The sequence below is a fragment of the Pararhizobium sp. IMCC3301 genome (assembly GCF_030758315.1).
GTDB lineage: Bacteria > Pseudomonadota > Alphaproteobacteria > Rhizobiales.
Genome location: NZ_CP132336.1, coordinates 2,407,024 through 2,431,479, shown reverse-complemented (window position 1 = coordinate 2,431,479; position 24,456 = coordinate 2,407,024). Strand labels below are relative to the sequence as shown.

Annotated in this window: 26 protein-coding genes and 1 pseudogene; 15 read left to right on the top strand and 12 right to left on the bottom strand. The window is 57.4% G+C overall.

Features of this window, described 5'->3' with window-relative positions; all coding sequences use genetic code 11:
- Position 1: 1 nt before the first annotated feature.
- From RAL88_RS11785 to ruvX, 3 genes are read right to left on the bottom strand one after another with little or no spacing between them, the layout of a single operon-like run.
- Positions 2-964, bottom strand: coding sequence for an aspartate carbamoyltransferase catalytic subunit (locus tag RAL88_RS11785; RefSeq protein ID WP_306263593.1), 963 nt, complete (start codon positions 962-964; stop codon positions 2-4).
- A gap of 44 nt (positions 965-1,008) precedes the next feature.
- A complete protein-coding gene (locus tag RAL88_RS11780; RefSeq protein WP_306263591.1) occupies positions 1,009-1,935 on the bottom strand; it encodes an AEC family transporter in 927 nt (308 codons plus the stop codon).
- Positions 1,936-1,940: 5 nt separating this feature from the next.
- Complete coding sequence (gene ruvX, locus RAL88_RS11775; RefSeq protein WP_306263590.1) at positions 1,941-2,402, bottom strand: Holliday junction resolvase RuvX; 462 nt, start codon at positions 2,400-2,402, stop codon at positions 1,941-1,943.
- A gap of 198 nt (positions 2,403-2,600) precedes the next feature.
- Here ruvX and gatC point away from each other — a divergent pair, with 198 nt between their 5' ends.
- Positions 2,601-2,888 carry an Asp-tRNA(Asn)/Glu-tRNA(Gln) amidotransferase subunit GatC gene (gene gatC, locus RAL88_RS11770; protein WP_306263588.1) on the top strand — a complete coding sequence of 96 codons (288 nt, stop codon included), beginning with the start codon at positions 2,601-2,603 and terminating at the stop codon, positions 2,886-2,888.
- A 5-nt stretch (positions 2,889-2,893) separates the two neighbouring features.
- Positions 2,894-4,375, top strand: a complete 1,482-nt coding sequence (gene gatA / locus RAL88_RS11765) for an Asp-tRNA(Asn)/Glu-tRNA(Gln) amidotransferase subunit GatA (protein WP_306263586.1) — start codon at positions 2,894-2,896, stop codon at positions 4,373-4,375.
- 4 nt (positions 4,376-4,379) lie between these two features.
- On the opposite strand, the gene mepA is transcribed toward gatA, so the two are convergent.
- Positions 4,380-5,378: a penicillin-insensitive murein endopeptidase gene (mepA, locus tag RAL88_RS11760; RefSeq protein WP_306263584.1), complete on the bottom strand. Its 999-nt coding sequence runs from the start codon at positions 5,376-5,378 to the stop codon at positions 4,380-4,382.
- Between the two features lie 209 nt (positions 5,379-5,587).
- Between mepA and RAL88_RS11755 the strand changes: the two genes are divergently transcribed.
- Positions 5,588-6,490, top strand: coding sequence for a DMT family transporter (locus RAL88_RS11755; RefSeq protein WP_306263582.1), 903 nt, complete (start codon positions 5,588-5,590; stop codon positions 6,488-6,490).
- Positions 6,491-6,520: 30 nt separating this feature from the next.
- Here RAL88_RS11755 and pyrF read toward each other — a convergent pair whose 3' ends face one another.
- The 4 genes from pyrF to dnaK all read right to left on the bottom strand — a co-directional run bounded on the left by pyrF (position 6,521) and on the right by dnaK (position 11,483).
- Positions 6,521-7,240 (bottom strand): orotidine-5'-phosphate decarboxylase, encoded by a 720-nt coding sequence (gene pyrF / locus RAL88_RS11750; protein WP_306263581.1) that lies wholly within the window; start codon positions 7,238-7,240, stop codon positions 6,521-6,523.
- 75 nt (positions 7,241-7,315) lie between these two features.
- Positions 7,316-8,008 (bottom strand): class I SAM-dependent methyltransferase, encoded by a 693-nt coding sequence (locus RAL88_RS11745; RefSeq protein WP_306263579.1) that lies wholly within the window; start codon positions 8,006-8,008, stop codon positions 7,316-7,318.
- A 31-nt stretch (positions 8,009-8,039) separates the two neighbouring features.
- A complete protein-coding gene (gene dnaJ / locus RAL88_RS11740) occupies positions 8,040-9,179 on the bottom strand; it encodes a molecular chaperone DnaJ (RefSeq protein ID WP_306263576.1) in 1,140 nt (379 codons plus the stop codon).
- Positions 9,180-9,569: 390 nt separating this feature from the next.
- Entirely contained in the window at positions 9,570-11,483 is a 1,914-nt protein-coding gene (dnaK, locus tag RAL88_RS11735) for a molecular chaperone DnaK (RefSeq protein WP_306263575.1), read from the bottom strand.
- Between the two features lie 143 nt (positions 11,484-11,626).
- Between dnaK and RAL88_RS11730 the strand changes: the two genes are divergently transcribed.
- A complete protein-coding gene (locus tag RAL88_RS11730) occupies positions 11,627-11,836 on the top strand; it encodes a hypothetical protein (RefSeq protein WP_306263573.1) in 210 nt (69 codons plus the stop codon).
- Positions 11,833-12,471: an alpha-ketoglutarate-dependent dioxygenase AlkB gene (locus tag RAL88_RS11725; RefSeq protein WP_306263571.1), complete on the top strand. Its 639-nt coding sequence runs from the start codon at positions 11,833-11,835 to the stop codon at positions 12,469-12,471. Before RAL88_RS11730 ends, RAL88_RS11725 begins: the two co-directional genes overlap by 4 nt.
- A 6-nt stretch (positions 12,472-12,477) precedes the next feature.
- Here RAL88_RS11725 and grpE read toward each other — a convergent pair whose 3' ends face one another.
- Positions 12,478-13,158: a nucleotide exchange factor GrpE gene (grpE, locus tag RAL88_RS11720; protein ID WP_306263569.1), complete on the bottom strand. Its 681-nt coding sequence runs from the start codon at positions 13,156-13,158 to the stop codon at positions 12,478-12,480.
- Positions 13,159-13,237: 79 nt separating this feature from the next.
- The gene (gene hrcA, locus RAL88_RS11715) at positions 13,238-14,320 is read right to left on the bottom strand and encodes a heat-inducible transcriptional repressor HrcA (RefSeq protein ID WP_371932091.1); all 1,083 of its coding nucleotides are present in this window, start codon (positions 14,318-14,320) and stop codon (positions 13,238-13,240) included.
- Between the two features lie 166 nt (positions 14,321-14,486).
- Here hrcA and rph point away from each other — a divergent pair, with 166 nt between their 5' ends.
- Genes rph through hemW form a run of 3 tightly spaced genes read left to right on the top strand, consistent with a single transcriptional unit; the run spans position 14,487 to position 17,142 of the window.
- Positions 14,487-15,200 (top strand): ribonuclease PH, encoded by a 714-nt coding sequence (rph, locus tag RAL88_RS11710; protein ID WP_306263565.1) that lies wholly within the window; start codon positions 14,487-14,489, stop codon positions 15,198-15,200.
- A complete protein-coding gene (gene rdgB / locus RAL88_RS11705) occupies positions 15,201-15,842 on the top strand; it encodes an RdgB/HAM1 family non-canonical purine NTP pyrophosphatase (protein ID WP_306263563.1) in 642 nt (213 codons plus the stop codon).
- 34 nt (positions 15,843-15,876) lie between these two features.
- Positions 15,877-17,142 (top strand): radical SAM family heme chaperone HemW, encoded by a 1,266-nt coding sequence (gene hemW, locus RAL88_RS11700; RefSeq protein ID WP_306263561.1) that lies wholly within the window; start codon positions 15,877-15,879, stop codon positions 17,140-17,142.
- Positions 17,143-17,192: 50 nt separating this feature from the next.
- Here hemW and RAL88_RS11695 read toward each other — a convergent pair whose 3' ends face one another.
- Positions 17,193-18,413 carry a penicillin-binding protein activator gene (locus RAL88_RS11695; RefSeq protein ID WP_306263559.1) on the bottom strand — a complete coding sequence of 407 codons (1,221 nt, stop codon included), beginning with the start codon at positions 18,411-18,413 and terminating at the stop codon, positions 17,193-17,195.
- 244 nt (positions 18,414-18,657) lie between these two features.
- On the opposite strand from RAL88_RS11695, the gene rsmI reads away from it, so the two are divergent.
- From rsmI to gshB, 3 genes are read left to right on the top strand one after another with little or no spacing between them, the layout of a single operon-like run.
- A complete protein-coding gene (gene rsmI, locus RAL88_RS11690) occupies positions 18,658-19,578 on the top strand; it encodes a 16S rRNA (cytidine(1402)-2'-O)-methyltransferase (RefSeq protein WP_306263557.1) in 921 nt (306 codons plus the stop codon).
- Entirely contained in the window at positions 19,575-19,952 is a 378-nt protein-coding gene (locus RAL88_RS11685) for a YraN family protein (protein WP_306263555.1), read from the top strand. The genes rsmI and RAL88_RS11685 overlap by 4 nt, the downstream gene beginning before the upstream one ends.
- A gap of 9 nt (positions 19,953-19,961) precedes the next feature.
- Complete coding sequence (gene gshB, locus RAL88_RS11680) at positions 19,962-20,900, top strand: glutathione synthase (RefSeq protein ID WP_306263553.1); 939 nt, start codon at positions 19,962-19,964, stop codon at positions 20,898-20,900.
- 35 nt (positions 20,901-20,935) lie between these two features.
- Here gshB and RAL88_RS11675 read toward each other — a convergent pair.
- Positions 20,936-21,040: pseudogene (locus tag RAL88_RS11675) on the bottom strand (transposase); the annotation flags it as partial.
- 228 nt (positions 21,041-21,268) lie between these two features.
- Here RAL88_RS11675 and RAL88_RS11670 point away from each other — a divergent pair.
- The 4 genes from RAL88_RS11670 to ehuA all read left to right on the top strand — a co-directional run bounded on the left by RAL88_RS11670 (position 21,269) and on the right by ehuA (position 24,363).
- Entirely contained in the window at positions 21,269-22,117 is an 849-nt protein-coding gene (locus RAL88_RS11670) for a transporter substrate-binding domain-containing protein (RefSeq protein ID WP_306263551.1), read from the top strand.
- A 90-nt stretch (positions 22,118-22,207) separates the two neighbouring features.
- Positions 22,208-22,873 carry an ectoine/hydroxyectoine ABC transporter permease subunit EhuC gene (ehuC, locus tag RAL88_RS11665; protein ID WP_306263549.1) on the top strand — a complete coding sequence of 222 codons (666 nt, stop codon included), beginning with the start codon at positions 22,208-22,210 and terminating at the stop codon, positions 22,871-22,873.
- A 6-nt stretch (positions 22,874-22,879) separates the two neighbouring features.
- Positions 22,880-23,548 (top strand): ectoine/hydroxyectoine ABC transporter permease subunit EhuD, encoded by a 669-nt coding sequence (gene ehuD, locus RAL88_RS11660; RefSeq protein ID WP_306269660.1) that lies wholly within the window; start codon positions 22,880-22,882, stop codon positions 23,546-23,548.
- Positions 23,545-24,363 carry an ectoine/hydroxyectoine ABC transporter ATP-binding protein EhuA gene (gene ehuA / locus RAL88_RS11655; protein WP_306263547.1) on the top strand — a complete coding sequence of 273 codons (819 nt, stop codon included), beginning with the start codon at positions 23,545-23,547 and terminating at the stop codon, positions 24,361-24,363. The genes ehuD and ehuA overlap by 4 nt, the downstream gene beginning before the upstream one ends.
- The last annotated feature ends 93 nt before the right edge of the window (positions 24,364-24,456 follow it).

Below are 24,456 nucleotides of genomic sequence, written 5' to 3'. Positions count from 1 at the left end.
ATTACCCCCGCCTGTCGCGATTTGGCAGATGCTGCGACAGCGCTTCCAGAACAGCCATGCGCACGGCCACACCCATTTCCACCTGTTCGCGAATGACGCTGTTAGGACCATCGGCAACAGCTGGATCGATTTCAACACCGCGATTCATCGGTCCGGGATGCATCACCAGCGCATCCGGTTTCGCCCAGGCCAGTTTCTCCGCATCCAGGCCGTGATAGCGGAAATATTCGCGCACCGACGGCACGAAGGCCCCGGCCATGCGTTCGCGCTGCAGCCGCAGCATCATCACGACATCGGCGTCTTTCAGGCCGGGTTTCATGTCGCGAAAAACGTCCACACCGAGACGCTCGATCCCGGCAGGCAACAGGGTGGACGGCGCGACAACCCGGACCCGGGCGTCCATGGCGTTGAGCAATAATATGTTGGAGCGGGCAACTCGGCTGTGCATCACATCGCCGCAGATCGCCACTGTGAGACCTGCCAGCGAGCCCTTGTGGCGGCGGATGGTGAGGGCATCAAGCAAAGCCTGGGTGGGGTGCTCATGGGCTCCGTCTCCGGCATTGATCACCGAGCAATCGACTTGCTGCGCCAGCAGTGCGGCAGCGCCTGCGGAATGGTGCCGCATCACCAGAATATCCGGGTTCATGGCGTTCAGCGTCATCGCGGTATCGACCAGGGTTTCGCCCTTTTTGACCGATGAGGATGAAACCGACATGTTCATCACATCGGCGCCAAGGCGCTTGCCTGCCAGTTCAAACGAGGACTGGGTGCGGGTCGATGCTTCAAAGAAAAGATTGATCTGGGTGCGCCCGCGCAACACGGATTTCTTCTTCTCGACCTGGCGGCTGACATCAATCTGCTGTTCGGCGAAATCCAGCAGAACGGCGATGTCTTGGGCCGACAGGCCCTCGATGCCAAGAAGGTGGCGGTGCGGGTAAAACTGGGTTTTGGTTGCTGTGCTCATTAAAAGCCGAGCTTTAAGCATAAATTTTTGATCGTGCAAGCCGCTTAAGAAACCATCGAGAGAAAAAGCGGGATGGTGACAAAGCTGACAGCCGTCTGGATTGTGGTCACCGCTGCATAAAGCGGCGCATCGCCGCCCAGTTCCTTGGCCAGAAGGTAGCCGTTCATGGCTGTGGGAACGCTTGCACAGATGATGGCAATGGCCAGCGCTTCGCCGGTCAGCCCGAAGATGAAGGCAAGCACGGCGACGAGGGCCGGAAACAGGATGAGTTTCAGGAACACGCCTATCCAGACATCGCGTGAGGGCTTTAGCGCTGCCCGCAGTTTCAGTCCGGTGCCGACCAGAATAAGGGCAACACCAAGGGCCGCACTGCCCAGAATATCAAGTGTGGTCAGGACGGGTTGATAGATCGGGATGGACAGAAGATTGATCACCAGCCCGATCATGCAGCCCAGGATCAGCGGATTGCTGAAAACGGATTGGGACAGACGCAGGATCGAGGGGCGCTTATCCGACAGCAGCAGCGTGAGGATTGTCACATTCTGCAGATTGACGATTGGTACCATGGCAGCAAGCGCCACTGCCACGAGGCTGACGCCGCTTTCATCATAGAGCTTTTCCACTATGGCCAGCGCAATAAAGCCGCTCCAGCGTGTGGAGACCTGATAGATTGTCGAATAGGCCGGAATGCTCATGCCCAGACCCCGGACAAGCAGCGGTTTCAGGGCCAGGATAACAAATCCATAAATGAAGACAGCAACAAACAACGCGAGCGCCAGAGTGCTGGCCTGACCGCCCTTCAGATTGGCGTCAATCAGTGTTTTGGCCAGCAGCGAGGGCAGCAGAATCCAATAGGTAAGCCGTTCCGCGCCCAGCCAGAAAGCCGGATCGGTCACCATTTTGCGGCGCATGATAACGCCCAGAACAATGACGATGAACACCGGCAGCAGAGTTTCAAAGCTTTCCAGCACCGCTTCTACAGCCCCCGCAGGCGGTCCAGCACGCCCTGTAAGATCAGCCCTGCTGCCGCCGCATCGATGCGGGCTGCACGTTTCTTGCGCGACAGATCCGCTTCCAGCATGGCGCGCTCTGCCGCGACCGTTGTCAGCCGCTCGTCCCAGAACATCATGGCACGGTCGATCTTTTGCGAGAGGTTGCGTTGAAAGGCGCGGGTTGCCTGGGCACGGGGGCCCTCGCTGCCATCCATGTTAAGCGGCAGCCCGATCACCAGCCCGCCAATATCGTGTTCTGTGCAGATATCCTGCAGCCGTTCCGCATCCTTGGTGAATTTGGTGCGGCGGATTGTCTCCATCGGCGATGCGATGCGATGTCCGGCATCGCTGAGCGCAATACCGATGGTCTTGGTGCCCAGATCAAGACCGATCAGGCGGCGGCCGGACGCGGCTTGGGCAAATTCGGAAAGGTCAAGAAGGGGCATCACAATTCTCTTTTTCCCTGCGTTAGCACCGCATCCGCCTGCGACGCTAGTGCGCAGCCGCGATTTCGGCTGATTTTTCCGGAATTGCGCCGGCAGGGCAGTCCGATTTGCCCAAAACCATTGCATCGTCCACAAGGCATCTGCTATGGCCGGGGCGCACTTCTCATCCGCACAGCCCCCAACGATTAAGGGATTTTCATGTCCGTCGATACAGACACCGTCAAGCGCGTGGCGCGGCTTGCCCACATTGCGGTCAGCGAAGAACAGGCCGAAACCATGACCGGCGAATTCAATGCAATTCTGGGTTTCTTTGAACAATTGAACGAGGTCGAAATTGATGGCGTTGAGCCCATGATATCGGCGCTGCCGATGGCGGCGAAACAGCGCAAGGATATCATCACCGATGGCGGTAAACCGGACGATATCGTAGCCAATTCGCCCTTGAGCGAAGACCATTTCTTTGCCGTTCCGAAAGTGGTGGAGTGAGCATCATGAATGAGTTGACCAAACTGACCATCGCCGACGCGCGTGAGAAACTGTTGCAAAAGGAAATTTCATCTGCCGAGCTGACCGACAGCTATATCGGTGCCATCGAGACCGCCAATGACAGCCTCAATGTCTATGTGGCACTGACCTTTGACAAGGCGCGCGCCATGGCCAAGGCATCTGACGAGCGGCTTGCTTCCGGGTCCGGCGGTGCGCTGGAAGGCATTCCCCTTGGCATCAAAGATCTGTTCTGCACGGAAGGCGTTCACAGCCAAGCATGCAGCCATATTCTGGATGGGTTCAAGCCGAGATATGAAAGCACGGTGACCGCTAATCTGTGGGCCGATGGCGCGGTGATGCTGGGTAAGCTCAACATGGACGAATTCGCCATGGGATCGTCGAATGAGACATCCTATTACGGCCCCGTGACCAATCCGTGGCAGGCCAATGGTAGCAATCAGCCGCTGGTGCCGGGCGGCTCGTCCGGCGGATCGGCCGCCGCCGTTGCCGCGCAGCTTTGCGCCGGGGCGACCGCCACTGATACAGGCGGCTCGATCCGCCAGCCCGCCGCCTTCACCGGCACAGTCGGTATCAAGCCAACCTATGGCCGCTGCTCGCGCTGGGGCATGGTTGCCTTTGCCTCATCGCTGGATCAGGCCGGACCGATTACCAGAACGGTGCGCGATTCAGCGATCATGCTGAAATCCATGGCATCGGTCGATGACAAGGACACCACATCCGCCGATATTCCGGTGCCCGATTATGAAGCCGCTGTGGGCAGGAGCATCAAGGGCATGCGGATCGGGATTCCGGCGGAATATGTCGTTGACGGCATGCCGGATGATATTACAGCGATGTGGGAACAGGGCAAAGCCTGGCTGAAAGATGCCGGAGCTGAAATTGTGCCGATCGCACTGCCCCACTCCAAATACGCCCTGCCGGCCTATTATATTGTGGCGCCGGCAGAAGCCTCCTCCAATCTGGCGCGCTATGATGGCGTGCGTTACGGGCTCCGGGTCGAGGGTGATGATATTATCGACATGTATGAAAAAACCCGTGCCGCCGGATTTGGCGCCGAGGTCAAGCGCCGGGTGCTGATCGGCACCTATGTGCTGTCGGCAGGCTATTATGACGCTTATTACCTGCGCGCGCAGAAGGTCCGCACTCTGATCAAGCGTGATTTTGAAACTGTCTTCGCCGATGGCGTGGATGCGATTCTGACGCCGACCACACCGAGCGCCGCGTTTCCCATCGGCGATGAAACAATGAAGTCCGACCCGGTGAAAATGTGTCTCAATGATATCTTCACTGTCACAGTCAACATGGCCGGTCTGCCGGGCCTGGCTGTGCCCGCCGGTATCAATGGCGAGGGGCTGCCGCTTGGCCTGCAACTGATCGGCAAGGCGTTTGACGAAGAGACCCTGTTCTCGCTCGGCGAAGTGCTGGAACAGGCTGCAGGCCGGTTTTCACCAAAAAAATGGTGGTAGGGACCTATCTGACAGGACGCGCCTTCGGGGGCGGCGCAGTGTTCCACGGATAGGGCGGCCAACTCAGCGCCAGCCTGCGCACAGAGACACCGCCGGGAGCCGGGGCATCCAGCACTGCGGTGCAGGAATTCGGCAGTTCACTGAGCTGGGTGTGACGCTGCGTGACCGGCTTGGCGTTCGGATCTTTGGGCTTGGCCGGTTTCCACGGCGCATCGGTAAACCAGTAGGCCAGCGGCGCTCCGCAGCCATCGCCAGGTGGAGGGGCCGCTTGATCTTTGCAGCCTTCAGACCCTGACGGGCATTTCAGACGAACATGGAAGTGGTAGTAATGCCCGTACCAGGGCCGGATTTTTTGTAGAAAGCCGCGATCATCTCCGGCTGTGTCGCAGAGCTTGCGCTTGATGCCAGGATGCACAAAAATCCGCGCTACTTCATTGTAAGAGGCGGCGCGTTTCAAAATACGGAATTGTGCATCGGTCCAGACAGCATCATCGACGACCAACGTGTCGTCCTTGAGCATCGAAATGGCTGAAATCTCTTCGCGTTCCTGCCGGCTCAACCGCTGGTCCGGCAGCGGCCGCAACCAGATATCAGCGTCCAGACCAATCTGGTGAGAGGCATGGCCGGTCATCATGGGCCCGCCGCGCGGCTGTGACAGATCGCCCACCATCAAACCATTCCAGCCATCTTTGGTGGCTGCAGCCTCCGCCAGTTTTTCCAGATATTCAATCAGGACCGGATGACCCCAGTTGCGGTTGCGCGAAAGGCGCATGGCCTGCCAGTAAGGTCCATCCTCGGACAGTGCCGCACCACCGGCAAGACAGCCCTTGGTATAAAACCCGACGGCGTTGGCGTTCAGATCAGCCGGAACATCGCGGCTGCTGAACAATCGATTGGCGGGCTGATGTTTGGCGGCAAAAGCCGATGACAGACCAGTTCCAGCGATCAGAAGGGCGGTCCCGATAAGGGCACCAATTTTGATAATTGACTGCAATCCGGCCATCAGTTTCTCCTGATTCGCGCGCCATCCGTTTCCGGCGATCAAACTATCACAGACAGGATGCCTCTTCCTGATGCAATTTGCAATTCCCGCTTTCGCAAGCTCCGCGAATGTCAGTGAAGCCACAGAGCCGGGCGCTCAGACGTGAGAAATATCTGTCAATTCAGGGATGTGAGCGATATGGCTGACATCATCTTACAGGATCGACCCAGATGCCCCAGATTGGTGATAATATGCGCGGTGCCGGATTCATGGTTTTGGCCATGCTGGGCTTCACGCTGAATGACGCGTTAATGAAACTCGCCAATGTGGACATCGGTCTGTTTCAGGCAATTTTTCTGCGCGGCATTCTGGCCACTGCATTGATGGGTATTCTGACCTGGCGCAGTGGTGGATTCTCCGACAGGCGGGCCGCGTTTGACAGGCATCTGGTGCTGCGCACCATTGGAGAGCTGGCCGGGACCGTGTTTTTTCTGACGGCCCTGTTCAACATGGAACTGGCCAACGCCGCCGCCATTTTGCAGGCTATGCCACTGATCGTTACGCTGGCAGCCGCGGTGGTACTGCGCGAAGCGGTCGGCTGGCGGCGCTACAGCGCCATTGCTGTCGGTCTGGTCGGCGTGCTGATCATCATCCGCCCCGGTGGCGAGGGATTCAATATCTTTTCTTTGTCTGCACTCGCAGCCGTGTTTTGCCTTGTTCTGCGAGATCTGGCGACCCGCCAGATACCGCGCAACATATCGGCAAATTTCATTTCATTCTATGCCAGTTGCGCGGTGATGATCATGGGAGCGCTCGTCACCCTTTTCGGGACATGGCAGCCGGTCTCGGCTCTGACCCTTGTAAAGTTGAGCGGTTCTACGTTTTTTCTGCTGACAGCTTATTTCTGTTCGATTCAGGCGATGCGGTTCGGAGATGTCAGTTTTACCTCTCCTTTCCGGTATACCGCTCTGATCTGGGCTGTCCTGCTGGGATATATGGCCTTTGGTGACATTCCCGATCTGGCCATGATCATCGGCAGTATCATTGTCGTCTGCAGCGGTCTTTTCACGCTTTACCGAGAACGCAAACTGGCGATCAGCCGGCGGCGGCCCATCGGACCCGGTTCGCCCTGAGAGGTGCGGCGGCGTGGTTGAATTTCGAATTCAACTGCTGCCTTCCAGTTCGGCCACAATGGCTTGCATCACCGCGACAGGATTTTCTGCGGCATTGATCGGCCGCCCGATCACCAGATAATCGGCACCGGCATTGACCGCCTGCGCCGGTGTCATGACCCGTTTCTGGTCGCCATGATCACTGCCCTTGGGGCGGATGCCCGGCACCACCAGGGCCATGTTGTCACCGACGATGGCGCGCAGAGCGCTGGCTTCCAGTGATGAACAGACCAGAGCGTCCATGCCCGCAGACAAGGCCTGTGCGCCGCGGCTGGCAACCAGATCCGAAGCGCTGGCGTGATAACCGGCATCCTGCAGATCATCATCATCCATACTGGTCAAAACCGTAACACCAAGCAGGCTCAGATCGGCGGCCGCCGGGGTTTCCTTTTTCGCGGCCACTGCAGCGGCCATGGCTTTGGGATAGGCATGCAGCGTCAACATATCCGCGCCAAGCGCTGCAATACTGCTGACACCGCCCTTGATCGAGTTGTCGATATCGAGCAGCTTCAGATCGAGAAACACCCGCTTTCCGGCCGCTTTCAACTCCGCGACCAGAGCCAGACCACCGGCAAAGGCAAGCTGATAGCCAATTTTGTAAAAAGATGCACTGTCTCCCAGTGTTTCCACCAAAGCTCTGGCTTCGTCAGTGCCTGAATAGTCGAGGGCAACGATGACACGGTCCCTGGCTGTCAAATGTTCGGGTCGCATTCAGTTTTACCTTTCGTAGAGTTAGTCTCTGGACTCAATCAGGAGGTTAAATGGAAGAGTTTGATCTTGGCACCGTCATAAAATGGTGGCGTAGCGCCACACCCGTGCCGGAGGCAGATTGAGCATGATCCAGGGGCTGACATTCAATTCGCAGGGGCTTTGCAACTCACCGCTTCTGACAGGTGGCACCAGTGCATAGGAGAACTGAATAAATTCCCCGCCCCGGGGCATCAGCGACAGAGCGGCGTTGATCAGCGCAATACGATCAGCCAGCGGACGGGTGAACAGCGGCAGGCTGGACACGAAACAGGCAGCTTGCGTAATGCCGTGGTCCTGCAGCGTTTTGCCAAGCGCATAGGCATCACCCTGCAAAATCCGGCAACCGGGAAATCGATTGCGGAGCAATTTGCAGAAATCGCGATTGAACTCGAGGGCAATAATGCGCTGCGGAGGCACGCCTCTTTGCAACAGCGCCTTGGTTACAGCTCCGGTGCCCGGTCCCAGCTCCACCACCGGCAGGTCCGATTGCAGATCAACCGTCCGCGCCATGCGTTCAGCCAGGGCTTTTCCGGACGGTGAAACCGCACCGGTTGTCAGCGGCCGGGAGGCCCAGTTTTTCAGAAACCGGGCGTCATCTTTCAGGCCGCGCAAAAGTCGATCGCGGCGCGGGTCCCTTGCACAATTTTCCTGAGATGATCCGGCCTCCCCCGTCTTCGCGGACGGTCCGGTGTGTCCGTCAGTCTTGGAGTGTTTGTCACTCTCTGTCACAAAACCTCCCAGATGAACCCGGCCGCGCCTGTCAGGACGCTTCGCCGCCCAGATTTTCAAAAAAATCGCGCATTCTTGCAAAAAAACCGTGAGACTGCGGGCTGTTGTCGGCAGAACTTTCTTTTTCGAATTCCTGCAACAGCTCTCTCTGCCGTTTGCTCAGATTGCTCGGTGTTTCGACCGCGATCTGAATGTACATGTCACCGCGCTGTTTGGAGCGCAATACACTCATACCCTTGCCGCGCAAGCGGAACTGTTTGCCGGTCTGACTGCCGTCAGGTACCTTGACGCGGGTCTTTCCGCCATCAACCGTCGGCACATCAAACTGGCCGCCCAGCGCAGCCGTTGTCAGGGAAATCGGAACCCGGCAAAATATGTCCGCGCCGTCGCGCTGGAAGAAATCATGCGGCTTCAATGAGACGAATATATAAAGATCACCGGTCGGGCCGCCGCGTTCTCCGGCTTCACCTTCATTGGCGAGGCGGATGCGGGTACCGTCCTCAATGCCTGCCGGGATGTTGACAGACAGGGACCGCTGTTCGTGAACGCGGCCCTGGCCGGAACATTTGTCGCACGGATTGCTGATGATCTCGCCACGACCCTGACAGGTCGGACAGGTGCGCTCAATGGTGAAAAATCCCTGCGCCGCGCGGACTTTGCCAATGCCGCCACAGGTGGCACAGGAAGTCGGGGAGGACCCGGGGTTGGCGCCACTTCCGGCACATTTGTCGCAGGCGATTGACGTTGGAATGTCAATGTCGACGGTCTTGCCGGCAAAGGCATCTTCAAGACTGATTTCAAGATTGTAGCGCAGATCCGCGCCGCGATTGCTGGCAGTCCGGCCGCGGCGTCCGCCAGCGCCCATGAAATCCCCGAAAATATCTTCAAATATATCCGACATCGAGGCGCCGAAGTCGCCTCCCATTCCGGCACCGGGCCCGCCCTGTTCAAAGGCGGCATGGCCGAAACGGTCATAGGCGGCGCGTTTCTGCGGGTCCTTCAGAGCCTCATAGGCGGCATTGATATCTTTGAAATTGGATTCTGCGGCTGCATCCCCAGGATTGCGGTCCGGGTGATACTGCATCGCTTTCTTGCGGTATGCGCCTTTGAGAACCTTGTCGTCGGCACTCCGGTCAACTCCCAGCACGTCGTAAAAATCGCGTTTGGACATCGGAAATCTACTCGTCTCTGGCGGGATCAGAAAGGCTCGGACCGACAGGCATCCGGGTGCGATCAAGCAGTGAGTAACCGTTCACAACACACAATTCCAGCACTTTCGATTCACCCCGTCCTGTTTCAATAATCAATCGGTCCGGCACCCTTGATGATGGTGCCTGGCGGACATCACCGCCGGCTCTGCAACATCACGATTCGTCGCATCAACTTTCAGCGCAGCGCCCCGGAGGACGGATCAGATTGCCCTGCCTGTCTGCACCTTCCGCCGCGCTGTCGGCGAGCCATATAGAATGCGGACAAGTGTGGAGCGGAACCGGTCATCAACAACCACACCCGAATGCGGGCAGGCGCCCGAAGGCACCTGCCCGATCAGTTGGCATCGACCTTATGCGGATTTTTGCTCATCCGCATCGTCGTCGGAGACTTCTTCAAAATCAGCGTCGATGACATCTTCATCACCAGCATCTGATCCGTCGGCCTCATCGGCCTCTTCCTGGGAAGCTTTGTAAATCGCTTCGCCAAGCTTCATGGATACAGTTGCCAGCGCCTGAGTCTTGGTCATGATTTCTTCTGAATCATCACCTTCAACCGCTGTTTTCAGATCGGCAATGCCCATCTCGATGGCCGTCTTGTCGTCTTCAGGGAGCTTGTCACCATGCTCCTCAAGCGACTTCTCGGTCGTATTGAGCAAGGCTTCCGCGTGGTTTTTGGCCTCAACGGATTCCTTGCGTTTCTTGTCCGCATCAGCATTCGCCTCAGCGTCCTTGACCATATTGTCAATCTCACCATCAGACAGACCGCCGGAGGCCTGAATCTGGATCTGCATCTCCTTGCCGGTGCCCTTATCCTTGGCCGACACATTGACGATACCATTGGCATCAATGTCGAATGTCACCTCGATCTGAGGCATGCCACGTGGTGCAGGCGGAATTCCGGCCAGGTCGAACTGACCAAGAACCTTGTTGTCTGCAGCCATTTCGCGTTCACCCTGGAAGACCCGGATAGTGACCGCATTCTGATTGTCTTCAGCGGTTGAATAGACCTTCTGCTTCTTGGTCGGAATGGTGGTGTTGCGTTCGATCAAACGATCGAACACGCCGCCAAGAGTTTCAATACCAAGCGACAATGGTGTCACATCCAGCAACAGCACATCCTTGACATCACCCTGCAGAACACCAGCCTGAATGGCAGCGCCCATGGCAACCACTTCGTCCGGATTGACGCCCTTATGTGGCTCCTTGCCGAAGAACTCTTTTACCACTTCCTGGATTCTCGGCATGCGGGTCATGCCGCCAACCAGAACCACTTCGTCAATCTCGCCGGCTGACAGGCCGGCATCTTTCAGAGCCGATTTGCAAGGGCCAACCGTACGCTGAACCAGATCCTCAACGAGAGATTCCAGCTTGGCGCGGGTGAGTTTGATGGTCAGGTGTTTTGGTCCTGAAGCATCGGCCGTGATAAACGGCAGATTGACTTCGGTCTGACTTGAAGAGGACAGCTCGATCTTGGCTTTCTCGGCAGCTTCCTTCAGACGCTGCAGCGCCAGCTTGTCACCGCGCAGATCAATGGCCTGATCCTTCTTGAACTCGTCTGCCAGATAATCGACCAGACGCATGTCAAAATCTTCACCGCCGAGGAAGGTATCACCATTGGTGGATTTCACTTCAAACACGCCGTCGCCGATTTCCAGTATCGACACGTCAAAAGTACCGCCGCCCAAATCGTAGACAGCGATGGTCTTGCCATCGTTCTTGTCCAGACCATAGGCAAGGGCCGCTGCAGTCGGCTCGTTGATGATGCGCAGCACTTCGAGGCCGGCGATCTTGCCGGCATCTTTGGTGGCCTGACGCTGGGCGTCGTTGAAATAGGCCGGAACGGTAATAACCGCCTGGGTTACGCTTTCACCCAGATAGGCTTCCGCAGTTTCCTTCATTTTCTGAAGGATCATGGCAGAGACCTGGGAGGGTGAATAGGTTTCGCCCTGGGCTTTGACCCAGGCGTCGCCATTGTCGGCTTTGACAATCTGGTAAGGCACCAGCTTTTTGTCTTTCGTCACCATCGGATCATTGAAGCGACGGCCAACAAGACGCTTGACAGCATACACTGTGTTTTCAGGATTGGTGACTGCCTGACGCTTGGCGGACTGACCGACCAGACGTTGACCGTCCTCGCTGAAACCGACCATGGATGGTGTGGTCCGGGCACCTTCGGCGTTTTCAATAACTTTCGGGGCTTTACCGTCCATAACGGCAATACATGAATTGGTAGTTCCCAAATCAATACCAATGACTTTCGCCATGCTTACTCTCCTTATTTGGCGGATATGAACCGTTTCATCGCACCGACCTCAAGGCATCGGTTGTTGTTTTCACGACTTAGGATCAAATCCCCTTTGTTCAACAGCTTTGTTACTGCACGTTTGATGTGGGCCGGGAGGGTTCCGTGAAACAGTGGAAAAATCCGGCGTCACCGTGCGTCGAGGCGTATATAAGAGAGCAGGCCGATACCTGCAAGCGCCGGAATGGGCGGTTTTTTAAGAAGCTGGTTGGTTTGATAGTTACATTGATCTTTTTGATGATCAGGATCGGCCTACCGGCAAAGATAAAACTGCGGATGAAAGACATCAAAAAACTTATGATCACCGACTCATGATCGACCTTGGCGGCGGCGTGTTGCTTTACCGCGAGTACTTTGATCGGGAGGCCCAGATCGCGCTTCGCGACGCGGTCCGCGATATTGTTCTGCAGGCCCCACTGTTTCAACCCACCATGCCAAAAACCGGCAAAGCACTGTCGGTAAAGATGAGCAATTGCGGAGCTCTGGGCTGGGTCGCAGACCGGCAGGGCTATCGCTATCAATCCCGGCATCCTGTCACAGGGCAGCCATGGCCAACCATGCCGGCCATGCTGCAGGAACTTTGGGTCAACGTTGCTGAGCAAGCGCCGGCACCGCAGGCCTGCCTGATCAATTATTACGAGCCAGGCGCGAAGATGGGCCTGCATCAGGACCGCGACGAGACCATGTTCACGGCGCCCGTTGTATCTGTCTCACTGGGCGATACATGCCGGTTCCGCATCGGCGGCGTCAACAGAGGTGGTGCGACACAAAGTTTCAAGCTGCAATCCGGGGATGTTCTGGTGATGGGCGGCGAGCAACGCCTGGCGTTTCACGGCGTCGACCGAATCTATCCCGGCACATCAACCCTGCTGAAGGCACCGGGCCGGATTAATCTGACACTGCGGCGCGTCCATGAAGAACCGGTCGAGACGGAGCAGCGCTTGGTCTGATACGCTCTACGCCTCGTCTTCAGTGTCCTCTGCAGGGCCGGCTTTCGGGGACATCTTCGGACCACCTTTGGCGACACCGACCATGGCAGGCCTCAAGACCCGGTCGCCGAGCATGTAGCCGGCCTGCATAACCTGCACGACAGTGCCGCTGGAAACCGAGGCATCCGGTACTTCGAACATCGCCTGATGGCGGTTCGGATCAAATTTCTGGCCGACCGGTTCTTCCTTGGTGACACCGTGTTTGGCAAATACCCGAACCATTTCGCGGCCGGTCATTTCTACACCTTCCACCAGAGCTGCCAGCGTGGTTCCGGCATTTTCCTTTTCCTCGTCGGACACTGTGGAAATGGCGCGGTCCAGATTATCGCCGATGCTCAATACATCACGGGCGAAGTTTGAAATCGCATATTGCCGGGCATCCGCAACATCGCGCTGGGTGCGGCGGCGCAGATTTTCCATGTCGGCGGCAACGCGCAGCATCCGGTCCTTCGCCGCGTCTTTTTCGTCGCGCAGATCCTGGTTCTCCTGCAACAGCGCATCTATCACTTCTTCCGGCGATCGCTGCGCAGTATCAGCGGCTTCCGACGCGCTGTTTGCGGCAGCTTCGTCCTGCGCGCCGGTTTCTGACATATCAATGTCCGCCGCCTGGTTTTTCAATTCATCAATTTTTCTGGTTTCGTCACTCATGATCGATCACGGTCTTTTCGATTTAATCTGATGGTCGGGATATCGAAGCTTGCAAGTGAAAAATCAACCTTCAATCGGTCTAACTGAGCATTTTTCCCAAAAGCTGGGCGGTATAATCGACAACAGGGATGATGCGGCCGTAATTCAGGCGGGTTGGTCCGATGACGCCGAGCACGCCCACAACATTGTCTTCCGCATTGTGATAGGGCGCGACCACAAGCGATGATCCGGACATGGAAAACAAGCTGTTTTCCGAGCCGATGAAAATCCGCACACCGTCGCCGCTTTCGGTGGAACCCAGCAGTTCAATCAGGTCGGACTTGCTCTCCAGATCTTCAAACAACAGGCGGATGCGATCCAGATCCTCGCCCTGACTGACATCTTCCAGCAGATTGGCACGGCCCCGGACAATCAGATTCTGGGCGTTGCGCGCGCCCTTGTTGACACCGGCCCAGGTCGCCAGTCCCGCTTCTACCAGCCGTGCAGTCAGATCATCCAGTTCGCGGCGCTGAGAGTCCAGCATCTGCTGCAGTTCCTGGCGCGCTTCGGGAAGGGTGCGGCCGCGCAATCCTTCATTGAGATAATTCGATGCTTCGACCAGAGCTGACGCCGGCATGCCTTTTGGAATCTCGATGATGCGGTTTTCCACCGCACCATCCTGCGCCACCAGCACCACCAGGGCGCGGCCATCCTCAATGCGGACAAACTCGATATGCTTCAAAGGCACTTCGCGTTTTCCGGTCAGAACAAGCCCTGCCCCGCGCGACACGCCGGACAGCATGCGGCTGGCATCGGCGAGCAGCGTTTCGCCAGGATTATCAGTTCTGGGACTGCCAAACTGGGCATCGATCTGTTGGCGTGACTGCTCGTCGAGATCGCCTATTTCCATCATCGCATCGACAAAAAACCGCAACCCGCGTTCCGTCGGCAGACGACCGGCGCTGATATGCGGCGCATAGATCAAACCCATCTGTTCCAGATCGGACATGACGTTGCGGATCGAGGCAGGCGAGAGGTTGAGTGCCAGGCTGCGCGACAGATTGCGTGAGCCAACCGGCGCACCATCTTCCATATACGCATCGACAATCCGCCGGAACACCTGACGGGAGCGTTCGTCCAGATCTTGATCAAACAAGTGATTGACAGAGGCCATCGTCACCATTCCGCAGAAACTCGGATTACAGGTATAGAACTTAGTGTCTGCCGGGCATCATGAAAAGTGAAACTTGTGACAGCCCTAACCATCTTACGGTTTCTCTGCTTTGCTTTCCGGTCCGGCTTGTCTATCAAGATGCGTGAATCGCTGAAAATGAAGAGATTAAAGACCCATGAGACCATCCAATCGTACCGCCGATGCCCTGCGTGCCGTTTCTCTGGACCGCAATGTCTCAAAACACGCTGAAGGGTCGTGCCTGGTGAAATTCGGCGATACCCATGTGCTGTGTACTGCCAGTCTTGCCGAAAACGTGCCGCCCTGGCTGCGCGGTGGCGGCAAAGGCTGGGTGACCGCAGAATACGGCATGTTGCCGCGCTCCACCGGCGGGCGCATGCGCCGCGAGGCGGCCAGCGGCAAACAGTCGGGCAGAACCCAGGAAATCCAGCGCCTGATCGGGCGCTCATTGCGCGCCGTGGTGGATATGCAGGCGCTCGGCGAACGCCAAATCACGCTGGATTGCGACGTCATCCAGGCGGATGGCGGCACACGCACGGCGGCGATCACCGGGGCCTGGGTCGCCTTGAGCGATTGTCTGAGCTGGATGCGCCAGCGAAATCTGATCACCGGCACCGTGCTGAAAGATAATGTTGCGGCCATTTCCTGCGGCATTTACCAGGGAACGCCTGTGCTGGATCTTGACTATGATGAGGATTCGGCGGCCGACACCGACGCCAATTTCGTCATGACGGGTTCCGGCGGCATTGTTGAAATCCAGGGTACGGCAGAACAGGAACCGTTTACCGAAGGCCAGTTGAATCAGCTGCTGGAGCTGGCGAAATCCGGGATCAGCCAATTGGTTTCGCTGCAGAACATGGCGATCATGTAAATGAACCGCCCGGCTCGCAAACTCAATGGTGGCAAGCTGGTGCTGGCCAGTCACAACGAGGGCAAGCTTCGCGAAATCCGCGATCTTGTCGCACCCCATGGCATTGAAGTGGTCTCAGCGGCAGAGCTGGATTTGCCGGAGCCGGAAGAAACCGGCACCAGTTTTGCCGCTAATGCAGAATTGAAGGCTCTGGCCGCGACCCATGCCACGGGCCTGCCCGCATTGTCCGATGATTCCGGGCTGTCCGTTGACACTCTGGACGGCGATCCGGGAATTTACTCGGCAAGATGGGCCGGACCGGACCGGGATTTCATGATGGCCATGCGCAATGTTCAGGAGGCGCTGATGGCAAAAGGCGCAACCAGCCCGGCCGCCCGGGGTGCCGAATTTGTCAGTGCGCTCTGTCTGGCCTATCCTGATGGTGAAACGTTCCTGTTTGAGGGAATTGTCAGAGGTGAAATCGTCTGGCCACCAAGAGGTACACAGGGATTTGGCTATGATCCGATTTTTTTGCCCGAGAATCATAATAAAACATTCGGGGAAATGACCCCGCAGCAAAAGCACGGGCCGCGGCCCGGCGGTGAGCCGGGTCTGTCGCACCGGGCGCGTGCTTTTGCTTTGTTTGAGAAATTCGGGCTGTGACCTCCACGAACAGGATTGCGGTCGTGTGACACTGATGGAACATTATTCTGACAACCCCAAACCGGAAGGGCGCGCACTTGCCGCTGCAGTGCGCTCCGGCAGCGGCGGGCCTGACCATCCAACCCGGAATGCCGGGTTCGGGATTTACGTGCACTGGCCGTTTTGTGCTGCGAAATGCCCTTATTGTGACTTTAATTCCCATGTCCGCCACAAGCCGGTTGATCAGGCGCGGTTTCTGGCCGCTTTCAAATCCGAAATCGCCCATTTTGCCGAGCGCACACCGGACAGACAGGTTTCAAGCATTTTCTTCGGAGGCGGCACACCATCCCTGATGGAACCGGAAATTCTCGCCGGTATACTGGACGCCATTCACTGGCACTGGGCAGTCGAGCCGGAAGCGGAAATCAGCATGGAAGCCAATCCGCAATCGGTTGAGGCAGACCGGTTCAAGGCCTATCGCAAGGCTGGCATCAACCGGCTGTCGCTGGGTGTGCAGGCCCTCAATGATGGCGATCTGAAATTCCTCGGCCGACTGCATAATGTCGACGAAGCCGTCAATGCCATCGAACTGGCGCGCCAGACCTTTCCGCGGCTGTCGTTTGATCTGATTTATGCCCGGCCCGGCCAGAATGTGAAAGACTGGACGGAGGAGTTGAAACGGGCGCTCGATTACGCGGCTGACCATCTGTCGCTGTATCAACTGACCATCGAGCAGGAGACACCGTTCTGGGCGCTACAACACGCCGGCAAACTGGTGGTTCCCAGTCAAGACGAAGCGGCAGAGCTCTACCAGGTGACGCAAGCCATCTGCGAAGAGGCCGGATTGCCGGCCTATGAAACCTCCAACCACGCTGTACCCGGCGCTGAAAGCCGGCACAATTTGATATACTGGCGCTATGGCGAATATGTCGGTGTCGGCCCCGGTGCTCACGGCCGGCTTGTGGGGACGAATGGCCGGTCACGCTTTGCAACGGCAACGGAACGCAATCCTGAACGCTGGCTGTCGCTGGTGGAAGCCAACCAGCACGGCACCATTACCGATGATGAATTGCTGGCTGAAGAACAGGGTGACGAATTTCTGGTGATGGGGTTGCGGCTGCATGAGGGCATCGATCTGGCCCGCTATCAGGCGCTGTCAGGCCGCCGCATCGATCCACGACGGGTGGAAGATTTGCTGAGCCATAACATGATCGAACGGCTTGCGCCGATTGCCGCAGGCTCCAACAGTGAAGACCGCATCCGCGCCACTAAAGATGGTGCCATCGTGCTGGACGCAGTGGTCGCCGATCTGGCGATTTAGCGCATTTGATGATTACATTGAACACTCTGGTTCGCTATTCATCAACCGCTTTAGAAACCGCGATTGCTCAAACTTGTCGGGGCCGGGCTGACAACCCGCGCGCCACCGGACTGAACCTCGTAAACGGCCATGGCGCGGGTATTTGTGCCGTCTGAATTGAACCGGAACACGCCATCTAAACCGGCAAATCCATCTGGATTGGTCAGCACCCGCTGGCTGAATTTCTGGTCACCGAATCGCGCCGTCAGGCCTGCCGCGAGTATTGCAGCATCATAAGCCAGGGAGGCATTTCGCGGCGGTGGCGAGCCGTAGGCCTGCTGGTAGCGGCTGGAAAATTGCTGGAAACGATCATTCGGCGCTGAAGCATAAATCGCTCCGCGCAAGGCCGGTTCTGCCGGAATTTTCGGATCATCCCATTGACCTGATCCGACATAGAGCACGCGCGGTGACTGCATTCCTGCCGCCGCCAGAAGTTGAGCCAGGAACGTGACAGATCCGGCGCTGTCCGGCATGAAGATACCGTCAATTGACGAGGATAATTTGGCGACCTCCGCAACCTTTTGCTGCATTGATGTGCGATCCTGCTCATAGCGTGCAATGGTAGCCACGCGAATGCCGAACGACGCTGCCGCCTCGCGGAACAGACCTTCATAAATGAGACCCGGCTGGGTGTTGGGGACCAGCACCGCAAATGACTTTTTGCCCTGCTCGGAGGCATAGGCGGCGGCACGATAGACCTGATCTCTGGGCAGGAAGCCCATCAGAAAGGCGCCGCGGGTCGCGACCTCGGTGCGGGTTGAAAACGAAATAACCGGAACCGAGCGCGGAACGGCGAGCGCCGCGACGGGCTTTACCGCATCACCGAAAACCGGCCCGAGAATAAGCTCAACACCTTGTGACAAAGCTGCATTTGCGGCTGCCTGGGCACCTTGCGGCGTGCCCTGAGTATCCTTGACCAGTATCTGGATATTGGCATTCGGGAAATCGCTTATGGCGAGCGCGGCTGCATTCTTGAAAGATGTGCCAATGGTGCCGGCATTGCCTGTGGCGCTCTGCGGCACAAGCAGGGCGATACGCACCGAGCCGGAGCCGATCACTTCACCGCCTGGCGACTGGGTCGGACCTGCAAGTGGCGAGCCCTGATTGCGGAAACCGGAGCCGCCACCGCCACCGCCAAAACCGGACGGCAGGCATCCGCTCAACGCGGCACCGGCAGCGACCAGCACTGCTGTCCGAATCCATTGACGCTTAAACAAATCTACAAAAGCCATAGCAATACCACACTGTTTTCGCGGCCCGGACCTGTCCGCAGCCGGCTGACCGGACTCACTTGCAGAGCCAATCGGGAAACCGCCCTTGCCTTTTACGGCAAAAGCGCGAGAAATGGGAACACAACAAAGTAACAAATTGCATAATTATCTCCTCTCCACCGTGCTGCAGGTAAAAAATCCAGTAAACTTTTAAACGTTCAGCGAATATCTCTTGACCGGCAATCGTGATTAAAAGGGTTTTTGAATGGCGCTACCCGCCGACAAGATAGCAGATAATGGCAGGATAGCTGAATCAGGCGGGTTTTCCATCGGTGGGCATCGGCTGCATGCCCCGCGCCTGGAAGCGGGGCTGTATCTGGTTTCCACACCTATTGGGCATCTCAAGGACATTACGCTGCGGGCTCTTGAAACCCTGGCAAGCGCGCATCTGATTGCCTGTGAAGACACCCGTGTCAGCCGGGTTCTGCTGTCGCATTACGGCATCACCACGCCGATGATGGCCTATCATGAGCACAATGCGGAGACGGCCGGGCGCAAAATTATCGAAGCTCTGGACAGCGGGCCAGTGGCGCTGATCAGTGATGCCGGCACACCGCTGGTCTCTGATCCCGGCAGCCGGCTGGTGAGCCAGGTTCTGGAAGCGGGACATCAGGTTGTTCCTGTGCCAGGCGCATCTGCCGTTCTGGCGGCGTTGGTGGCGGCGGATCTTGGTGACAGCCAGTTCCATTTCATCGGGTTTTTGCCGAGCAAGGAAAAAGCCCGAGCTGACTTGATTCGATCCGCCGGCGCTCTTGCTGCAACCGTGATTTTCTATGACAGCCCGAAGCGGATCGCGGCCAGCCTGAAAACCGCTGTCAATGTACTGGGCGCAGACCGTCCGGCGGTGGTGGGACGCGAGCTGACCAAACGGTTTGAGACATTTTATCGCGGCACGCTGGGTCAACTGGCCGGGGAATTTGACGCCGCGCCTTCTCCCAAAGGGGAAATCGTGCTGCTGATCGGGCGCGGCACACAACAGGGCGACGCGTTTGATCTGGATGGTGCGCTGGCCGAGCGCCTGGCGAAGGTGTCGCTGAAACAGGCGGTGGATGATGTGATGATGATCAGTGGCCTGAAACGCCGCCAAATTTACCAGCGCGCTTTGCAGTTGCGCGATGGCGAATGAGCCGGCCTGATCGACGCCAACGGGCTGAAACCCGTGGCAGACAAGCCGAAACAAAAGCCGCCCTGTTGTTGCGGGCCAAGGGGTTTGCCATTTTGAGCCGGCGTTACAGAACCCCCGTCGGAGAAATTGATCTTGTGGCGGGCCGGGGCCAGCTTGTGGTGTTTGTCGAAGTCAAATGGCGCAGCACTATTGACGCTGGACTGGAATCGATCCACCCCACCGCCCAGGCGCGCATTGCCCGCGCGGCTGATCATTGGCTGTCACGGCATCCGAAATTCGCAAATTACAATACGCGCTTTGATGTGGTAGCCCTTGCGCCATGGCGCTGGCCGGTCCATCTGAAACAGGCTTTCGACACTCCTGATCCCTTCTGAGGTACGTCTATGTCACTCCAGGTCGCGGTCCAGATGGACCATATTTCCACTGTTCAGATTGGTGGCGATTCGAGCTTTGCCCTGTTGCTGGAAGCCTCCAGACGCGGCCATGTCCTGCATCATTATGAACCGGCGCAGCTGATGATGCTTGATGGCACTGTCCGGGCGCGAATGGCACCGCTGACCGTCCAGGATGTGAAGGGTGACCATTTCTCTCTCGGCGACGAGGAAATGCGAAATCTGGCGGATCTGGACGTGGTGCTGCTGCGTCAGGACCCGCCATTCGACATGAATTACATCACCACGACACATCTGCTGGAACGGGTGCATCCGCAGACCCTTGTCGTCAACGACCCGTTTCACGTGCGCAACGCGCCGGAAAAAATCTTCGTCACCGAGTTTCCCGATCTGATGCCGAAAACGCTGATTTCGAGAAATCGTGATGATATAAGGGCCTTCCGACAGGAGCACGGCGATATTATTCTGAAACCACTGTACGGCAATGGCGGCGCCGGTGTGTTCCGACTGACAGGCGCGGACCAGAATCTGGCTTCGCTGCTGGAAATGTTCGAACAGGCGTTTCCCGAGCCGTTCATGGTGCAGCAATACCTGCCTGATGTGCGGGCCGGTGACAAACGCATCATTCTGGTCGACGGGGTTGCCGTCGGTGCGATCAACCGGGTGCCTGCCGAAGGCGAGGCGCGGTCGAACATGCATGTCGGCGGCCGGGCGGAAGCCATTGGCATGACGGCACGCGAGCATGAAATCTGCGAGCGCATCGGCCCGGCGCTGAAGCAGCGCGGTTTCATCTTTGTCGGCATTGATGTCATTGGCGATTACATGACGGAAATCAATGTCACCTCCCCAACCGGCATACGGGAAGTGAAAAAATTCGGCGGCGCTGACATCGCTTCGCTGATCTGGGATGCCATCGAGGCCAAGGTTTAAAGCTGCAGAAGTCACATCCCGGTTTCTTCCCGATGCGAGATGGCGGCCAGGATACGATCCTGAACGCCTGTGCAACGCCATCGTTCGAACCGTTTGTAGCAAGTGGTATATGGGCCATAGCACTCGGGCAGATCACGCCAAAACGCCAAATTTCAATGTCTGTTTCGCCTTCAAATATAGTGATCCGGTCTGTGAGGTGGATCGACCCGGTTGCGGAACCAGAAGGGAAGTTGCATAGTTGTGAGCTTGGGAACCGCGCATTCGGCGCGGGGTGATAGCCTTGCAAGGCTATGCCAACTCTGGCGGGATTTTCCGCTTCAGACCATTTCCCTTCGGACGCCGCACAGGCGCTAAAACAAGGAAAACCGATGAACTTAATACGAACTACGATCACGAGAACACTGGGATTCATACTGGGTGCCACGATTGCCGCCGCTACCGCGCAGGCCGGTCCGTTGGCCGATCGTTTGGAAGCCGGAGAGCCGATACGTCTGGGCTTTGCCGCTGCGCCGCCTTGGGCCTATGCCGGTGAGGATGGGTCCGCCAAAGGTTTCGTTAACGATATTACGATCGCCGTTCTGGAGCGCATGGGGCATACGAATGTCGAACCTGTGCTAACCGATTGGGCGGGTCTGATCCCCAGCATCATCGCTTCACGGGTCGATATCGTAACCGGGGGGATGTATATTCTGGCCGCACGCTGCGAGAATATGGATTTCTCAGAGCCGATCGGCGTGTTCGGTGACGCATTCGTCGTGCCTGCCGGCAACCCGAAGGGGATCGGCACCTATCAGGACATCATTGATCAGGACCTGGTGATGGTGTCGCCCTCGGGCTATAACACCATTGCCGATGCCAAGGCGGCGGGCGTTCCCGAAGCCAACATCATGGAAGTGCCCGGCACCACAGAAATGCTGGCCGCAGTGCGCGCAGGACGTGCCGATGCAGGCGCAACCAATGCGCTTGAGGCGCAACGCGTGCAGGACATGTCGGACGCGGTCGAAATGACCGATCCGCTGGCGTTTCCGGCTAACAGCCGTACGCCGGTCGGCGTTGGCTTCCACCCCGAGGATGACGCCTTCCGCGAGGAATTCAATGCGGAATTGGCCAAATATCTCGGCTCGGACGAAATGATGGAGAAGGTCGCGGCGGAAAATTACACTGCGGTGTTCCTGCCCGATGGACAGACCACAGCAGAAGCCTGCAAGGCTGACTGACCCTGTTCAAAAAAGATAGTACCGAACAGCCGGACGGCGGAGTTTTCGCCGTCCGGTTTATTTTTACGTGTCACGGAACCTCACCCTCACATGTCTTATCTGGATTTTGTTGTCACCCACAGTGATCGCCTTGTCGCCGGTACGCTGATCACCATTGCGCAATTCGTGCTGGCGGCACTTGTGGCCGTTATGGCGGCGGTGCTGTCAGGGCTGATGAAGCTGGCCCCGTCGCAGCCATTGCGCGGCATCGCCACTATCTATATCGAGATTTTTCGTGGCACCTCGCTGCTGGTGCAGCTTTACTGGGTATTCTTCGCCCTGCCCCTGTTCGGGATCTCTCTCGACAAGTTCACGGCGGGCTTTGTCACCGTGGGCCTTTGCTATGGTGCCTACGGTGCCGAATTGGTGCGCGGCGCGATTCTTTCGGTGCCCAAGGGCCAGTGGGAAGCGGCGGTGGCGCTGAACATGTCGCCCATGCGCCGAATGTGGCGGATTATCCTGCCACAAGCGCTGGTGGGGATGCTGCCTCCCTGGGGCAATCTGATGGTCGAAATCCTGAAGGGCACGGCGCTGGTTGCGTTGATCTCTGTCACGGACCTGATGTTTGAAACCCGCCAGATCAACAACAACACTTTTTTGTCGGCGCAGGCGTTCGGCACCGCGCTGATCATCTACTACGTCTTTGCCCGCTTCCTGATCACGCCGCTCATGCGTTGGATGGAACGGGTCATGGCCCGCAAGATTGGAAGGGCCTGACTGATGATCGGCTGGAAATGGGACTTTACCTGGGAAATACTGCCACGCCTTGTGGAAGCAACGGGCAACACGCTTCTGGCGGCGGGTGGTGGCTATGCGGTGGCGCTTGTGCTGGGATTGGTGTTTGCGCTGGCGCAACGCACGCCCTTGCGTTTGTTGACGATGGTGACCCGTGAACTGGTCGAATTCATTCGCTCGACCCCACTGCTGCTGCAGGTATTCTTTATCTACTATGTCGGTCCGCAGTTTGGACTGCGCCTGTCGCCCTGGACGGCCGGGTTGATTGCAATCGGAGTGCACTATGCCGCTTATCTATCCGAGGTCTACCGCGGCGGGATCGAAGGCGTGCCCAAGGGCCAGTGGGAAGCCGCAAAGGCGATCAACCTTTCGACAGCCCAGACCTATCGGCGCATCGTCATCCCACAGGCGCTACCCCCGGCACTGGCAGGAATGGGAAACTATCTGGTCGGCATCTTCAAGGACACGCCGATGCTGTCAGTGATCGGGGTTGGTGAGCTGATGCATGCTGCCAATTCTATCGGTGCTGAAAACTATCGCTATCTGGAGCCCTACACGATCGTTGGCCTCATCTTCCTTGCGATATCGCTGCCGACGGCCTGGTTTATCGGCCGATTTGAGACGGCAATACGCCGCAAACTGGGACTGATCAAATGACAGACGACATGAGCCAATATCCCCTGACGCTGGAAGGTGAAGACGCGCCAATGGTGCGTTTCCAGAATGTCAGCAAAACATACGGCGATCTGACGGTGCTTGACCGGCTGAACCTTGACGTTGCAACAGGGGAGATGGTGACGATCATCGGCCCCTCCGGATCGGGCAAGACAACCGTGCTGCGCATGCTGATGACGCTGGAAAAAATCGACAGCGGCGTAATCTATGTGAACGGCGAGCCCCTGACCCACATGGAAAAGAACGGCCGCCTCGTGCGCGCAAACGTCGCCCATATGCGCCGGATGCGAACCAAGATCGGAATGTGTTTCCAGCATTTCAACCTATTTCCGCACATGACTGCCCTTGGAAACTGTATGGAAGGGCCGGTGCAGGTTCTGGGCCTGCCGAAAAAAGAAGCCGAAGAGCGCGCCCTGGACCTTCTCGACATGGTCGGCATGGCCGAAAAACGTGATCAGCATCCCGCTCGCTTGTCAGGTGGTCAGCAGCAACGTGTGGCGATCGCACGCGCGCTGGCCATGCGTCCCAAGGTGATGCTGTTCGACGAAGTCACTTCGGCGCTTGATCCCGAGGTCATTAGCGAAGTGACAAGTGTGATCCGCAAGCTGGTGGATCAGCACAACCTCACCATGCTGATGGTCACGCACCAAATGGGTTTCGCCAGGGAAATCTCAGACCGGGTCTGCTTCTTTTTTGATGGTAACATCGAAGAACAGGGTTCTCCCGACATGTTGTTCGACACCCCCGAAAAAGAACGCACTCAGCAATTCCTGAGCGCCGTTCTGGAGGCCAATTAGTCGAACTCGGTTTCCGCCGGAGACGAATATTGGCGCTCAGCTCAGACGTATTTTGCCAAATCATTCGATTCCCGCGATATTGAGATACCGATT